The sequence below is a fragment of the Martelella sp. FLE1502 genome, assembly GCF_053484255.1.
The window spans coordinates 21,021-33,640 of the sequence record NZ_JBAKFQ010000030.1 but is presented as its reverse complement, the minus strand read 5'-3'; the positions used below and the strand labels follow the sequence as shown (position 1 = coordinate 33,640).

Genomic DNA, 12,620 nt, shown 5'->3' with positions numbered 1-12,620 from the left:
AAGCCGCGATGGCAATCAGTCCTCATCGACGACGCGCAGTTTCATGCGACCGAGCCCCTGCTGTTCCTCATCAGGCGTGGAAGACAGTTCAGCATCCTTTCGGCCGGTCTCGAATTCCAGCGTCGCGATCCGTTCGCCGCGCCGGGCGATCTTGCCCGTGGATATCCGGATCGTCTCGACATCCTGACGGGCCTGGTTGAAATGGCTTTCCAGTTTTGCCACGCGCTCGTTGAGGCGGGTGAGGTCTGCCAACAGATTGGCGACCTCGCCCTGTATCAGATGCGCCTGTTCGCGCATGCGCTGGTCCTTCATCACCGCCTGCACGACCTGGATCGACAACAGCAGCAGCGTCGGCGAGACGATCACCACGCGCATGGCATGGGCGCGCTGCACCACCGCCTCATAGTGCTCGTGAATATCGGCGAAAATCGATTCGGAAGGCACGAACAGAAAGGCCGTGTCCTGGGTTTCGCCGGGCAACAGATATTTGCCGGCGATATCGCGGAGATGGGTATCAAGATCACGCCGGAAACGCTGGCTCGCGGCGCGCGCCGCCTCGTCGCTGTCCGCCGCGCGCATGGCGTTCCATGATTCCAGCGGAAACTTGGCGTCGATGATCAGGGGCGGCGCGCCGTTCGGCATGTCCACCACGCAGTCGGGCCGGGTCCCGTTCGACAGCGTCGCCTGGAACCGGAAGCTGCCGGCGGGCAGGGCATCAGCGATAATCGCCTCCATCCGCCCCTGGCCGAAAGCGCCGCGGGTCTGCTTGTTCGACAGAATCGCCTGCAGGCCCACCACATCCTTGGCCAGCGACTGGATATTGTTCTGCGCCGCATCGATGACGGCAAGCCGCTCCTGCAGGCGTCTGAGGTTTTCGTGGGTGGTCTGGTGCTGCTGGTGCAGCGTGGTGCCGATCCTTTGCGAAAGACCGTCGAGGCGAGAGCCGAGCGCGGCATTCAGCTCCGACTGGCGGCTGCCGAACAGTTCCGCCATCGTCGCCATGCGGCCCTGCATCTCGCTTTGCGCCTGCACCAGCTGCTGCAGCTCGCGTTCGAGGCCCTTGTCCTGCCGCGCCCCGCCGCGCCGGGCCAGGAGAATGACGAGGGCGGCTATCAGAATGCACAACGCGCCGGCCATGGCGAGCGTCGCCGTGTCCATTGCTGCCAGTCGGGCCATCACTGCATCCATAACGTTACCTCTCTTATCTCAAACCTAGCGCAGATTTCTCTTGAAATAAAGATCAAAACGTGAACAAAATGATTAGCAGGCAACAAAGAGGACGGGAGGGTTGAGGTAGACCGTATGAAAATATTTCCCCCGGCGCGAACATGCGCTATGGGGTGGGCATGACCACGATGCCATTGATTATTTTGCCGGACCCTCTGCTGCGTACGGTCTCGAAACCGGTCGAGCGCATAGACGACGACCTGAAGAAATTTGCCGACGATATGCTGGAGACCATGTATGAGGCTCCGGGCATAGGCCTTGCCGCGATCCAGGTCGGCGTGCCCCGGCGCATGCTGGTGCTCGATGTCGCCAACAGGGACGAGGGCGAAAAGCAGCCCATGGTGGTGATCAACCCCACCGTGCTGCACACCTCGGACGAGCGCTCGGTCTATGAGGAGGGCTGCCTGTCGATACCGGAGTTTTATGCCGAGGTGGAACGTCCGGCGAGCGTGCGGGTGCGCTATACAGACCTTGCCGGCAAGGAACAGGAAATCGAGGCCGACGGCCTGCTCGCCACCTGCCTGCAGCATGAGATCGACCATCTCGACGGCGCGCTGTTCATCGATTATCTGTCGCGCCTGAAGCGCGATCGGGTGATCAAGAAGTTCACCAAGGCGGCCAAGCACAAGCTTTAGGACATGCTTCATCGAGGCGGCATGCCTGCAAGACGCTCGAAACGGCATGGTGAGAGCGGGTCCGCGCTTCCGTTGATTGGCGAACCCTGAAGGCCTGCTTGCGACATCGAAGCGCGTCGTTTCGGCCCGCTGGGAGGCCGTTGCGGTTCGGTGTATTTCCGGGTGCGGGAGATTTGTCTTTGGCAACGCGGCGGCCGCGTTCTATCTATCCGGTTGCTGCGGTTTCGCGGTTGCCGCATTGCGTGGGCCGGAAGGAGCGATCATGACCCTCAGAATCATTTTCATGGGCACGCCGGAATTCTCCGTTCCCACCCTTCGGGCGCTGAAGGAGGCGGGCCACGATATTGCGTGCGTCTATACCCAGCCGCCGCGGGCAGCAGGCCGACGCGGGCTTACGGAAGTCAAATCGCCGGTGCATCAGGCGGCCGAACTGCTTGGCCTGCCGGTACGCACGCCGGAAAATTTCCGTGAATCCGAAGATCGCGCCGCCTTCGCCGCGCTCGATGCCGATGTCGCGGTGGTGGTCGCCTATGGTCTGCTGCTGCCTGAGGCTATTCTGAACGGAACGCGGCTTGGCGCCTATAACGGCCATGCTTCGCTCCTGCCCCGCTGGCGGGGCGCGGCACCCATCCAGCGCGCGATCATGGCCGGCGACAGCGAGACCGGCATGATGATCATGAAGATGGAAAAGGGGCTCGATACCGGGCCGGTGGCGCTGACCAAGCGGGTCGCGATCGGTCCGGACATGACGGCAGGCGTGCTGCACGACCGGCTGATGCATGACGGCGCGCGGTTGATGGCGGAGGCGATGGTAAAGCTCGAGGCGGGCGATCTGCCGCTGACGCCGCAGGCCGAAGATGGCGTGACCTATGCGAAGAAGATCGACAAGGGCGAAACCCGGATCGATTTCGGCCGGCCGGCCGCCGAGGTGCACAATCATATCCGGGGGCTCGCGCCGTTTCCGGGCGCCTGGATGGAGGTGCCGGCGGGCAAGCGGCTGGAGCGGGTCAAGGTGCATGAAAGCGCGCTCAGCGAAGGCGAGGGGGCGCCCGGCACGGTGCTTGCGGGTCCAGACCTCACGATCGCCTGCGGAAACGGCGCGGTGCGGCTCCTCCGGCTGCAGAAGGCCGGCGGAAAGCCGCTATCGGCAGAGGATTTCCTGCGCGGCACGCCGCTTCTCCCGGCAACGGTGCTTGCCTGATGCCGCGTTACCGCCTGAAGGTCGAATATGACGGCACGGCCTTTGTCGGCTGGCAGCGCCAGGCCGAGGGGCGCTCGGTGCAGAGCGCGTTGGAGGAGGCGGTGGCTGGGTTCTCCGGCGAGACCGTTTCCATCCGCGGGGCGGGGCGCACGGATTCAGGCGTTCATGCCCGCGGCCAGGTGGTGCATGTCGATCTCGCGAAGCCCTGGAGCCCGTTCACGATTCTGAATGCGGTCAATGCGCATCTCAGGCTTGCCGGCGATGGTATTTCGGTGGTCGATGTGGTCGAGGCCGAGCCGGATTTCGATGCCCGGTTTTCCGCACTTCGGCGGCATTACCTCTATCGCATCATCAACCGCCGCGCCCATCCGGCGCTGGAGTGGAAGCGCGGCTGGTGGGTGCCGAAGCCGCTCGATCATGCGGCGATGCATGCGGCGGCCCAGGTGCTTGTCGGCAGGCATGATTTCACGACCTTCCGCTCGGTGCAGTGCCAGGCGAAATCGCCGGTGCGCACGCTCGACCGGCTCGATGTCACGCGCGACGGCGATATCATCGAAATCCGCGCCACCGCCCAAAGTTTCCTGCATAACCAGATCCGCTCCTTTGCCGGAACGCTGAAACTTGCCGGCGAGGGCAAGATGTCGGCGGAAGACGTGCGCCAGGCGCTGGAGGCGCGCGACCGCAAGGCCTGCGGCCCGGTGGCCCCGCCGGAAGGGCTTTATTTCATGCAGGTGGACTATCCCGGCGATTGAACGACATCCGGCCGGGGCTTGCGTCGTTCGGTCTTCCAATATATCTATATTTCCAGCTTTATGGATATGTTTGAGGTTGCAATGTCCGTCACCATCTACCACAATCCCGCCTGCGGAACGTCGCGCAACGTTCTGGCGATGATCCGGCAATCCGGCGAGGAGCCGGAGGTCATCGAATATCTGAAGACCCCGCCGACGCGCGAAAAGCTTCAGGAATTGATCGCGGCGATGGGAATTCCGGTGCGCGATCTGCTCCGCCGTAAGGGCACGCCCTATGAAGACCTCGGCCTCGATGATCCGGCGCTTTCCGATGCCGAACTGCTCGACGCCATGATGGCGCATCCGATCCTGATCAACCGCCCGATCGTGGTGACCGAAAAAGGCGCAAAACTGTGCCGTCCGTCGGAGACCGTGCTCGAAATCCTGCCGAACCCGGCAATCGGCGGCTTCACCAAGGAAGACGGCGAGGTGGTCTCGCCGCAGGGCAAAAAGTGAACCTGCCGGACGCGGGATCAATGCCCGCGCTGGATGAAACGGCCTTCCGCCCTGTCGATCCCGAACGCCTGTTTTCCGGCAACCGGATCGCGCATCCGCCCAGGGTGCTGATGCTCTACGGGTCGCTGCGCGAACGCTCCTATTCCCGGCTTTTGACCGAGGAGGCGGCGCGTTTGCTTGCGGCATTCGGCGCGGAGGTGCGGATTTTCGATCCGCATGGCCTGCCGCTGGTCGGCAGCACCGATGAAGATCATCCAAAGGTGCAGGAGCTGCGGTCCGCCTCGATCTGGTCCGAGGCGCATGTCTGGTGCTCGCCAGAACGGCACGGCGCGATGAGTTCGGTCATGAAAACCCAGATCGACTGGCTGCCGCTTTCGGCGGGCGGCGTGCGGCCGACACAGGGGCGGACCCTGGCGCTGATGCAGGTGTGCGGCGGATCACAGAGCTTCAATACCGTCAATCAGATGCGCATTCTCGGCCGCTGGATGCGGATGTTCACAATTCCCAACCAATCCTCCGTTGCCAAGGCCTACAACGAATTCGACGAGAGCGGGCGGATGCAGCCGTCACCGTATTATCGGCGCGTCGTCGATGTCATGGAGGAACTGGTGAAGTTCACCCTTCTGCTGCGCGGGCAGAGCGCATACCTCACGGAGCGCTATTCCGAGCGGATCGAGGCGGCCGAGAAACACGCGCGCCAGACCGGCGCCTGACGCCGGAACGCGCGGCGGCGCATCCTCACTGCGTTGAAACGGTCTGGCCGGTGACGCAGGTGAGTTCGCTGAGCGGCGGCTGGGCGACCTGCATCTGATAGGCGGCGCGCTCTTCCTTGGTCTGGCAATAGGGTATCGTGACGTCGGAAAACCCCTTGTCTGCAAGGCAGCGGTTGATCAGGCGCTGGCGCAGTTTCTCGTTGGTGTCGTAGCTATAGCTTTCCACCGGGGTGGTGTAGCCGCCCACTTCGCCGCATATGGTGGTGTCGCCATTGGTGTCGCAGCTCACGAAGCCGGGGTAGCTGTAGCCGCCGGTCACTTCGGTCACCATGTTTTGCGGCACATCCTTCAGCGCGGCGATGAAGCACTGGTCATAGGCTTCCTGCCGCTCGGCGCGGGTCGAGCCTTCCTTGTACAAAATCGAAACCGGCCCCGTCTGGCAGGCGACGAGCCCCAGCAGAACGGCGAGCGCCAGCGCTTTTCTGGTCATGACATATCCCCCGATGCATACAATCTTTGCGTGAGCGGCGGCACCTGTCAAGTAAGGGCGCTCTCACCCACCCACGATATAGCGCGTGCCGATATCGGTGACCAGCAGCGCGGTGATCGCCGAGGCGATGATCGCCGCCGCCGTCGGCAGCACTTTTTCATCCATCAGCATGTAGACGATCCGGATTTCGAACAGAAAGGCGCCGAGCAGCACGGTCTGGAACACGATCAGCACGATGGTCGCCAGCGGCTGCAGCCCGGTCGCGATCAGGAAGATCGCGAGTGCTGCGAAGATGTTCACCGGCAGGCTCAGCCAGTTGGTGGCGACGATGATCTTGAGGAAGGCGCGCGGCAGGCCGGAGACCATGCAAACGACGCCGAGCACGACCAGCGGCGCCATCCAGCTCAGTCCCTGGATCAGCGTGGTGCGCAGAAGCGTTACGAGCGTGAGGTCGATCGGGGGCTGCACAAGGCGGGTAAGGCTCACCAGCTCGCTCGCCACCATCAGCGGAAGGCAATAGGCAAGCGCCCAGAACGAGCGCGCCACGCCCCGCTCGGTGAAATCCAGATAGCGCGCATGGGCCGGATCGGCCTTGAACAACAGCCAAAGTCCGCGCAGGTAGAAAAGGACCTCAGCAAGCAGCGGCAAGCGCGAACCACCTCTCTATGAAATGCCGGTAGATTTCGGTGAGCTTTTCGAGATCGGCGACCGCCACACGCTCATCCACCTTGTGCATGGTCTGGCCGACCAGGCCGAATTCGACAACCGGGCAGTAATCCTTGATGAAGCGGGCATCGGACGTGCCGCCGGTGGTGGAAAGCTGCGGCGTTTTGCCGGTGACCGCCTCGATCGCATCAGACAGGCTGCCGGCAAGCTGTTCGTCACGCGTGAGAAACACGGGGCTGACGCGGCCGAGCCATTCGACCGCAAAACGGGTGGTGTCCTTTCCGCCGGCCGCGGCCGCGCGTCCGATCCGGTCAAGAATTTCGGCCTTCAGCGTTTCCTCGCTCCAGAGATCGTTGAAACGGATGTTGAAGGTCGCCGTTGCCTTTTCAGGGATCACATTGGTGGCCGGATTGCCGGTATCGACCGAGGTTACCTCCAGATTGGTGGGCGGAAACAGGTCCGTGCCTTCATCCAACGGTTTGCCCATCAGCGCGTCCAGCATGCCGGCCATGGTCCTGAGCGGGTTGTCTGCAAGGTGCGGATAGGCGACATGGCCCTGAACGCCGGTCACGGTCAACCGGCCGGTCAGCGAGCCCCTGCGGCCGACCTTTATCATGTCGCCGAGCGCGTCCGGATTGGTCGGCTCGCCCACAAGGGCCGCGTTCCAGTGCTCGCCGCGGGCAACCGCCCATTGTAGCAGCTTGTCCGTGCCGTTGATGCCCGGACCTTCCTCATCGCCGGTGATCAGCAGCGAGATGGAGCCCGGGGGCCTGCCGTTTTCGCCGATGAAGCGGGCGAGCGCCGCCACGAAACTGGCGATGCCGCCCTTCATATCAACGGCGCCGCGACCGTAAAGCAGACCGTCGGCGATTTCGGCGGCAAAGGGTGGATGGCTCCAGGAGGCTTCGTCGCCGGGCGGCACCACATCGGTATGGCCCGCAAACATAAGATGCGGGCCGTCCGCGCCGAGCCGGGCGTAGAGATTTTCGACATCCGGCGTGTCGCCGCCGCGCGCCGTCATTCGCTCGACGGTAAAGCCGAGCGTGGCAAGCATCGCCTCAAGCGCCGAGAGCGCGCCGCCTTCTTCCGGGGTCACCGAGGGGCAGCGGATCAGGGTTTTCAGGTTCTCGACGGGATCGGTGGCGCTCATCATCTCTATCTGGATATTTCCACGGCGATTGCCAGTGGTCAGTCGCGCAGAAGCTCGTTGATGCCGGTCTTGGAACGGGTCTTTTCATCGACGCGCTTGACGATCACCGCGCAATAGAGGCCGGGGCCGGGCGCGCCATTGCCCATCGGCTTTGCGGCCGGCAGCGTGCCGGCGACGACGACCGAATAGGGCGGGATTTCGCCATAGCTGATCTCGCCCGTGGCGCGGTCGACGATCTTGGTCGACTGGCCGATATAGACGCCCATGCCAAGCACGGAGCCCTCGCGCACGATGCAGCCCTCGACCACTTCGGACCGCGCGCCGATGAAGCAATTGTCCTCGATGATGGTGGGGCCCGCCTGCATCGGCTCCAGCACGCCGCCAATGCCGACGCCGCCGGACAGATGCACATTCTTGCCGATCTGGGCGCAGGAGCCGACGGTGGCCCAGGTGTCGACCATCGTGCCTTCATCGACATAGGCGCCGAGATTGACGAAGGAGGGCATCAGCACCACGCCGGGCGCGATATAGGCCGAGCGGCGCACGACCGCGTTGGGCACGGCGCGGAAGCCGGCCGCGCGGAACTGGTTATCGCCCCAGCCTTCGAACTTGGAGGGCACCTTGTCCCACCATGTCGCGTTGTCGGGGCCGCCCTTGACCACTTCCATGTCGTTCAGGCGGAACGACAGCAGCACCGCCTTCTTCAGCCACTGGTTGACCTTCCACGCGCCGTGCTCCTGCCTTTCGGCGACCCTTGCCTCGCCGCTGTCGAGCAGGTTCAGCGCCTCTTCGACGGCATCGCGCACCTCGCCCTTGGTCGAAACCGAAATTTCGCCGCGGTTTTCGAAGGCGTTGTCGATGGTTTTCTCGAGGGATGTGAGATCGGTCATGCTGGTATCCTGTGCCGGTCGCGCCGATGGGCGCAAAGATAAGCCTTGGTCTGAACCGATCTAAGCGAGCCCAGCCACGGCGTCAATCTTTGCCGACCGTTCTTCCCGGACAAGCCGCCGTCATGCCAAACGAAAAATGCCCCCGCAGGGGCGGGGGCACTTCGATGGAGGTCTGTAAGCCGCCGATCAGCGCATCGGACGGCGATCCGGCAGATCTTCGACCGTGATCACCATGTCGCCGTTGCGGTCCATGCGGGAAAACATCTTGGCGGCGAGCTGGGCGAACTCTTCCTGGCTCACCTGGCCGCTGCGGTCGGTGTCGGCGCGCATGAAGAAGATGCGCTCGACATTGCCGGGCCTTCCGCCCCAATTCTTGCCATCCCGGTTCCTGCCGTGATCGTCGTCGCGGCCGCCCATGCGGTGCTGCGGGCCGTCGCCGTTCATCGCCATGCGCCGCGGGGCATCCTCGTTCATGCCTTTGGGGCCGGCTTCATTGTTTGCCATCTTGCGGCCGGGGTTGCCATCGGGGCCGGGCATGCCGTCCGGGCCGCCATTCCGCGCCGCCATTTTGCCGCCGGGGCCGGGCATGCCGTCCGGACCGCCATTCTGCGCTGCCATCTTGCCGCCGGGGCCGGGCTTGCCAGGCGCGTCGTCGCGGGCGGCCATCTTGCCTTCAGGGCGGGGATGGGCGTCGCGGAACGCCTGCCACTGGGCTTTGCGGAAGTCGGAATATTCGCCGGGCGTGATCACGCCGTCGCCATTGACGTCGATTTCCTCGAACCGGCCGTCCTGGAAGGACACGACCTCGTCCTCGGTGATCTTGCCGTCCTTGTTGGCGTCGGAGGTCTTGAGCAGATAGATGAAGCCGCGCTCGGGAGCTTGACCGCGCATGTCGCGGGCAAGGCTCGGGGTTGCGGCGGCGCCGAGCGCCAGCGTCGCGGCAAGGGCGGAGACGGTGAACTGCTTGCGATTCATGACTTCTTCCTCGTGTTGGGGCTACGAGGAAAGAGTAGGTGAGCGCCTGCTGAAAGACGACTTAATTTACGGAAAGGTAGCCTGAATAATCGGTAATTTATACTCTGTTCATCATAATAGACTTGTCACGAAGCCCGTCAGGTTTTCCGTCACATAATCGATGTGGCCGGTCTCGTCGCCGAGTTGCTCGAAGGCCTCCGCGAACCCGTATTCCAGGTTGGGCGGCACGATCAGCACGGTGCGCATGCCGAGCGCCTTCGGCTCCCGCAGATTGCGGGGCAGGTCCTCGAACATCGCCGCATGACTGGTGTCGACGCCGGAGCGGTCGAGGAACTTGCGATAGGCTATCGCATCCGGCTTGGGAACGAAGCCGGCGGCGACGATATCAAAGATATCGTCGAAATGATCGCGGATGCCGAGTGCGGCAGCAGTCTTCTCGGCATGCGGCACGGAGCCGTTGGTGAAGATGAACTTGCGGCCCGGCAGCGCCTTGATCGCCTCGCCCAGCACCGGATTGGGCTCGATCACCGTGTAGTCGATCTCGTGCGCCTTTTCGAGGAAGTCGTTGGGGTCGATCTGGTGGTTGATCATCAGCCCCTGCAGCGTGGTGCCGTGGTCGCGGTAATACTGCTTCTGCAAGACCCGCGCCTCGTCATGCGGCAACGAGAGCAGCCGGGCGACATAGTCCGTCATGTTGCGATCGACCTGCGAGAACAGGTTGACGTGATGCGGGTAAAGCGTGTTGTCGAGATCGAAAACCCAGTCGCGGACGGTGTCGAAATCGGATTTGTTCGGATGCGTCATCGGTGTTGTCATGCCTGCCTTATGGCAGAGTGCGGGCGGGAAGGGAACGGGCTTTGCGTTTTGGCCAACTGGCGCTATTGCCCGGGGCGTGGTAGACAGGGGCTATGTCGACACGCATTCGCCAGAGCCCGATCATCCTGCAGGACCGAAAGCGCCTGCCGGTGCGGTTCTTTGCCGATTTCTGCAAGACGGTGAACGGACGACTTTGAAGCGGTAAACGGCGGCCTCCGCCGTCAGATATACCCCTTTCATCCTCTTCAAGGTCAATTCCCATGGAAATCTGGATCGGCATCACATTCGCGGCCGCATTCCTGCAAAATCTGCGTTCATCCCTTCAGAAATATCTGAAAGGGCGCATGGCCACGCTTGGCGCCACCTTCACCCGTTTCGGTTTCGGCGTGCCGTTTGCCGCGCTCTATTTCGCGATTCTCGCCTATGGTCTCGACCGGCCCGTGCCCTCGGTCACCGGTGATTTCCTGTTCTGGTCGGTGATCGGCGCGGCAGGGCAGATCGCGGCGACCTTCCTGCTCGTCTATCTGTTTTCCTTCCGCAATTTCGCGGTTGGCACGGCCTATTCGCGCACCGAGCCGGCGCAGGCCGCCATCCTAGCCTTCCTGTTCTTCGGGGCGACGATCTCCTATGTGGCGGTGATCGCCATCCTGATTTCGATTGCCGGCGTCATGCTGATTTCGCTGTCGCGCAGCGCCGTCAGCTTGTCTGCGTTGATTGCCGGTCTGATGACCCGGACGGCGCTGATCGGTATCGCGTCCGGCACGCTGTTCGGGCTTTCGGCGGTCTCCTACCGCGCGGCCTCGCTGGCGCTGGCGCCCACGCTGCCGCAGCCGGACAGCATCATGCAGGCGGCCTTCACACTGCTGGTGGTGATCGTGATCCAGGCCGTCGCGATGATCGCCTACATGCTCGTCTTCGATCGCGCCGAGCTTGGGAAGGTTATCCGCGCATGGCGTCCCGCCCTTGCCGTCGGCTTTGTCGGCGCGACCGCATCCTTTGGCTGGTTCATCGCCATGACCCTGCAGCAGGCCTCGATCGTCAAGGCGGTGGCGCAGGTCGAAATGCTGTTCACCATCGCCACCTCGGTGCTTTTCTTCCGCGAAAAAATCACCCGCGTGGAATTGCTCGGCTGCGGGCTGGTGGTCTGCGGCGTGCTGGTGCTGCTGTTTGCGTGAAGGTCTCGCCCTTACGGCCACGCGGAGAGTGCTGCCTGGACCCTCGGGTCAAGCCCGAGGGTGACCCGGAGAGGGGGCGAGGGTGTTGGAAAAACAGCCGCCGTCATCCTCTGCCGCACACCCCACTCCGTGTCATGCTCGTGCTTGACACGAGCATCCAGGCCACACGATGAGCGCTGTTTGCACGCACTGCCAGAGCCAACAGCGCTTCGGGAATGTCCAACAAAAAAGAGGCCGGGACGAACCCGGCCTCGATGGCGTTCAAACCGCGTAGCGCTGCTTACAGCAGCTTGCCCATGGCGACGGCGACGTCGCCCATGCGGTTGGAGAAGCCCCATTCATTGTCGTACCATGACAGCACACGCACCAGCTTGCCTTCGAGAACTTTGGTCTGCTGGGCGGAGAAGATCGAGGAGGCCGGGTCGTGGTTGAAGTCCTTGGAGACCAGCGGCTCGTCGCTGTATTCCAGAACGCCTTTCAGCTTGCCTTCGGCGGCTTCCTTGATCGCGGCGTTGACTTCTTCCTCGGTCACGTCGCGGCTCGGCACGAACTTAAGGTCGACGACCGAGACATTCGGGGTCGGAACGCGGATGGCGGAACCGTCCAGCTTGCCCTTCAGTTCCGGCACGACGAGGCCGATCGCCTTGGCGGCGCCGGTCGAGGTCGGGATCATGGAAAGGGCCGCCGCGCGAGCGCGGTAGAGATCCTTGTGCATCGTGTCCAGCGTCGGCTGATCGCCGGTGTAGGAGTGGATCGTGGTCATGTAGCCGCGCTCGATGCCGAACTTTTCATTCAGCACATAAGCGACGGGCGCCAGGCAGTTGGTGGTGCACGAACCGTTGGAGACGATGATGTCGTCCTTGGTCAGGCTGTCGTGGTTGACGCCGAAAACGATGGTCTTGTCGGCGCCGGCGGACGGCGCGGACACCAGAACGCGCTTCGCGCCGCTTGCCAGCAGCATTTCGGCCTTTTCCTTGGCCGTGAAGATGCCGGTGCATTCCAGCGCGATGTCGACGTCGCTCCAGGGCAGGTCCTTCGGATCGCGGATCGCGGTGACGCGCATCGGGCCGAGGCCGGCGTCGATCGTGTCGCCATCCACCTTGACCTCATGCGGGAAACGGCCATGCACGGAGTCGTATTTCAAAAGGTGGGCGTTGGTTTCGACCGGGCCGAGATCGTTGATGGCAACGACCTCGATATCCTTGCGACCGGATTCGATGATGGCGCGCAGAACATTGCGGCCGATGCGGCCAAAGCCATTGATGGCAACTTTTACAGTCATGTAAGAAACTCCCTATTCGCGAATAGTTTCACAAAGTCTCAAGCCCGCACATCTCTGGAAGCCTCCGGGAAGGGAGCGGAGAAAACGGTCTTGCGAGGCCTTGACCCCGATATAAGCGGTTATGGCCGGAATTTCAGCAAACATCTTCGGTTT

The 12,620-nt window shown here is 63.0% G+C and carries 14 protein-coding genes; 6 read left to right on the top strand and 8 right to left on the bottom strand.

The window, feature by feature from the left end; genetic code table 11:
* Nucleotides 1–15 precede the first annotated feature (15 nt).
* Entirely contained in the window at nucleotides 16–1,188 is a 1,173-nt protein-coding gene (locus V6767_RS19590; protein WP_448474997.1) for a DNA recombination protein RmuC, read from the bottom strand.
* 158 nt (nucleotides 1,189–1,346) lie between these two features.
* On the opposite strand from V6767_RS19590, the gene def reads away from it, so the two are divergent.
* The 5 genes from def to arsH all read left to right on the top strand — a co-directional run bounded on the left by def (nucleotide 1,347) and on the right by arsH (nucleotide 5,023).
* Nucleotides 1,347–1,862 (top strand): peptide deformylase, encoded by a 516-nt coding sequence (gene def, locus V6767_RS19585; protein ID WP_448474996.1) that lies wholly within the window; start codon nucleotides 1,347–1,349, stop codon nucleotides 1,860–1,862.
* A 262-nt stretch (nucleotides 1,863–2,124) separates the two neighbouring features.
* Entirely contained in the window at nucleotides 2,125–3,063 is a 939-nt protein-coding gene (gene fmt, locus V6767_RS19580; RefSeq protein WP_448474995.1) for a methionyl-tRNA formyltransferase, read from the top strand.
* Nucleotides 3,063–3,815 (top strand): tRNA pseudouridine(38-40) synthase TruA, encoded by a 753-nt coding sequence (gene truA, locus V6767_RS19575; protein WP_448474994.1) that lies wholly within the window; start codon nucleotides 3,063–3,065, stop codon nucleotides 3,813–3,815. Before fmt ends, truA begins: the two co-directional genes overlap by 1 nt.
* A gap of 81 nt (nucleotides 3,816–3,896) precedes the next feature.
* Complete coding sequence (gene arsC, locus V6767_RS19570; protein ID WP_448474993.1) at nucleotides 3,897–4,310, top strand: arsenate reductase (glutaredoxin); 414 nt, start codon at nucleotides 3,897–3,899, stop codon at nucleotides 4,308–4,310.
* 20 nt (nucleotides 4,311–4,330) lie between these two features.
* Nucleotides 4,331–5,023 carry an arsenical resistance protein ArsH gene (gene arsH, locus V6767_RS19565; protein ID WP_448474992.1) on the top strand — a complete coding sequence of 231 codons (693 nt, stop codon included), beginning with the start codon at nucleotides 4,331–4,333 and terminating at the stop codon, nucleotides 5,021–5,023.
* A 25-nt stretch (nucleotides 5,024–5,048) separates the two neighbouring features.
* Here arsH and V6767_RS19560 read toward each other — a convergent pair whose 3' ends face one another.
* The 6 genes from V6767_RS19560 to V6767_RS19535 all read right to left on the bottom strand — a co-directional run bounded on the left by V6767_RS19560 (nucleotide 5,049) and on the right by V6767_RS19535 (nucleotide 9,998).
* Nucleotides 5,049–5,513, bottom strand: coding sequence for a hypothetical protein (locus V6767_RS19560; protein ID WP_448474991.1), 465 nt, complete (start codon nucleotides 5,511–5,513; stop codon nucleotides 5,049–5,051).
* A gap of 63 nt (nucleotides 5,514–5,576) precedes the next feature.
* Complete coding sequence (locus tag V6767_RS19555; protein WP_448431287.1) at nucleotides 5,577–6,161, bottom strand: hypothetical protein; 585 nt, start codon at nucleotides 6,159–6,161, stop codon at nucleotides 5,577–5,579.
* Complete coding sequence (dapE, locus tag V6767_RS19550) at nucleotides 6,145–7,329, bottom strand: succinyl-diaminopimelate desuccinylase (protein WP_448474990.1); 1,185 nt, start codon at nucleotides 7,327–7,329, stop codon at nucleotides 6,145–6,147. The genes V6767_RS19555 and dapE overlap by 17 nt, the downstream gene beginning before the upstream one ends.
* 38 nt (nucleotides 7,330–7,367) lie before the next feature.
* Nucleotides 7,368–8,219 (bottom strand): 2,3,4,5-tetrahydropyridine-2,6-dicarboxylate N-succinyltransferase, encoded by an 852-nt coding sequence (gene dapD / locus V6767_RS19545; protein ID WP_448474989.1) that lies wholly within the window; start codon nucleotides 8,217–8,219, stop codon nucleotides 7,368–7,370.
* Nucleotides 8,220–8,405: 186 nt separating this feature from the next.
* Nucleotides 8,406–9,194 carry an EF-hand domain-containing protein gene (locus tag V6767_RS19540; protein WP_448474988.1) on the bottom strand — a complete coding sequence of 263 codons (789 nt, stop codon included), beginning with the start codon at nucleotides 9,192–9,194 and terminating at the stop codon, nucleotides 8,406–8,408.
* 111 nt (nucleotides 9,195–9,305) lie between these two features.
* Nucleotides 9,306–9,998: a pyrimidine 5'-nucleotidase gene (locus V6767_RS19535; RefSeq protein ID WP_448474987.1), complete on the bottom strand. Its 693-nt coding sequence runs from the start codon at nucleotides 9,996–9,998 to the stop codon at nucleotides 9,306–9,308.
* A gap of 272 nt (nucleotides 9,999–10,270) precedes the next feature.
* Between V6767_RS19535 and V6767_RS19530 the strand changes: the two genes are divergently transcribed.
* Complete coding sequence (locus V6767_RS19530) at nucleotides 10,271–11,185, top strand: EamA family transporter (protein WP_448474986.1); 915 nt, start codon at nucleotides 10,271–10,273, stop codon at nucleotides 11,183–11,185.
* 280 nt (nucleotides 11,186–11,465) lie between these two features.
* Here the strand turns inward: V6767_RS19530 and gap are convergent, their stop codons facing one another.
* Entirely contained in the window at nucleotides 11,466–12,467 is a 1,002-nt protein-coding gene (gap, locus tag V6767_RS19525; RefSeq protein WP_448474985.1) for a type I glyceraldehyde-3-phosphate dehydrogenase, read from the bottom strand.
* Nucleotides 12,468–12,620 lie beyond the last annotated feature (153 nt).